The organism is Mesorhizobium sp. M4A.F.Ca.ET.020.02.1.1 (assembly GCF_004022645.1).
GTDB lineage: Bacteria > Pseudomonadota > Alphaproteobacteria > Rhizobiales > Rhizobiaceae > Mesorhizobium.
Genome location: NZ_RZOI01000960.1, coordinates 1 through 1,884 on the forward strand (window position 1 = coordinate 1; position 1,884 = coordinate 1,884).

At 63.0% G+C, this 1,884-nt stretch carries 2 protein-coding genes and 2 pseudogenes; 2 read left to right on the forward strand and 2 right to left on the reverse strand.

The window, feature by feature from the left end; all coding sequences use genetic code 11:
- On the reverse strand, window positions 1–783 hold a 783-nt coding region (locus tag EN742_RS33630), incomplete at its 3' end, for a crosslink repair DNA glycosylase YcaQ family protein (RefSeq protein ID WP_148670465.1).
- 356 nt (window positions 784–1,139) lie between these two features.
- Between EN742_RS33630 and EN742_RS33635 the strand changes: the two genes are divergently transcribed.
- Window positions 1,140–1,505, forward strand: a complete 366-nt coding sequence (locus EN742_RS33635) for an NADH-quinone oxidoreductase subunit A (RefSeq protein WP_126054017.1) — start codon at window positions 1,140–1,142, stop codon at window positions 1,503–1,505.
- A pseudogene (locus tag EN742_RS33640) lies at window positions 1,496–1,819 on the forward strand (NADH-quinone oxidoreductase subunit B); the annotation flags it as partial. The gene EN742_RS33635 and the pseudogene EN742_RS33640, both read left to right, overlap by 10 nt.
- Here the strand turns inward: EN742_RS33640 and EN742_RS33645 are convergent.
- Window positions 1,813–1,884 (reverse strand): annotated as a pseudogene (locus EN742_RS33645) (NADH-quinone oxidoreductase subunit B); the annotation flags it as partial. The pseudogenes EN742_RS33640 and EN742_RS33645 overlap by 7 nt on opposite strands.

Here is a 1,884-nt window from a genome sequence, read left to right on the forward strand (position 1 = left end):
GTGGAGATAGGCGGGCCTGTCCCAGCCCTCGACGCGCACCGGCAGCAGCTCGCCCGCCTCGACCAGTTCCTCGATCCGGTCCTTGGTGTCGCCGGGCGCCAGGCGAAAATAGTCGCGCAGGTCGCCATAGGTGGCGATGCCATGGGCGCGGGCGGAAATGCGCAGCAGCTCGCGATGCGCTTCCTCGACCGAGGGAACCGGCAGGTCGAGGACCGCCTGCGGCAACACGCGCTCCGGCAGGTCGTAGTAACGTTCGAAGCCGCGCCGGTAGGCGGTGGTGATGCGGCCGGCCCAGAACAGCCATTCGAAGGCGTGCTTGGCCTCGCTCCAGCCCCACCAGCCGCCATTGCCCTTGTGGCCCTCGATGTCGGAGGCGGCGATCGGCCCGCGTTCGGCGACTTGCCCGTAGATCTCCTCGATCATCGCCTTGCGCTCGCGGCCCCATTTGGCGAGGCCGAGATACATTTCCTCACCCCGCTCGGCGCGCAGCATGCGCCAGCGCAGCAGCGGCCAGGTCTCGACCGGCAGGAAGGAGGCCTCGTGCGCCCAGTATTCAAACACCTTGCGTTTGCGCGTTACGGCGGCATTGTCGAGCAGCGCCAGCGGGTAGGGGCCGAGGCGCGAATAGAGCGGCATATAGTGGGCGCGGACCACCGCGCTTACGGAATCGATCTGGAGCAGGCCGGTCCGGGAGAGAACGCGGGCGAGGTGGCGGCGATCAGGCGTGCCGGCCGGTTGCGGGTCGGTGAAACCCTGCGCGCCGAGCGCGATGCGCCTGGCCATGGTGAGAGATATCTTTCCTTCATCCGGAAGCCTTGTCCTGATCCTTTGGCCCGCATTTGCGGTTCCTGATTCCGGCCATGCTAGCAGGCAAATGGCGGGAGATATGTCAGGAGAGAAAAGTGGAGTAAAAAATGAAGGAAATCAAACAGGAGCGGATCGGACCAGTTTCATTCGATAAGGCGTCGAGCGTCGCGTTTTGAACAAGGTTTGACTTGCTTCGCCGAAAGCGCTGCGCTAACCCTCGCCGCGTTGCAGCATAGGCCCTTAAAACGGTTCAGCGGTGAATCTGTCACGCTTCCGCAATAGGATCGCTTGCTGTAATCAACGTGGATTGACCGCCAACGGAAAGCCGCAGCATGAACGCACTTTTGAGTTCGTATCTGCCCATCGTCCTGTTTATCGGCGTGGCGCTTGTCGTCGGCTTGGCGCTGCTCGTGGCGCCGTTCCTGGTGGCCTACCGCAGCCCCGATCCGGAAAAGCTTTCCGCTTATGAATGCGGCTTCAACTCGTTCGACGACGCCCGAATGAAGTTCGACATCCGCTTCTACCTGGTGTCGATCCTGTTCATCATCTTCGATCTGGAAGTGGCCTTCCTGTTCCCGTGGGCGGTGTCCTTCTCGAAGATCGGCATGCTCGGGTTCTGGTCGATGATGGTGTTTCTGGCGGTGCTGACCATCGGCTTTGCCTATGAATGGAAAAAAGGAGCGCTGGAATGGGATTGAACGACAGTTCAGGCACCCTCGTCGCGCCGAAGCCCAAGGGCATCATCGATCCCAACACCGGCCGGCCGGTGGGGCAGGATGACCCGTTCTTCCTCGAGATCAACAACGAGCTGGCCGACAAGGGCTTCCTCGTCACCTCCACTGAGGCGCTGATCACCTGGGCGCGCAGCGGCTCGCTGATGTTCATGACCTTCGGCCTCGCCTGCTGCGCGGTGGAGATGATCCACACCTCGATGCCGCGCTATGACGCGGAGAGGTTCGGCGTCGCGCCGCGCGCGTCCCCGCGCCAGTCCGACATCATGATCGTCGCCGGCGCCATCTTGTTGGTCAGCGTGCCGGCGACGATCATGATGTCGGACTGGCGCGGGGACGCGCGCGG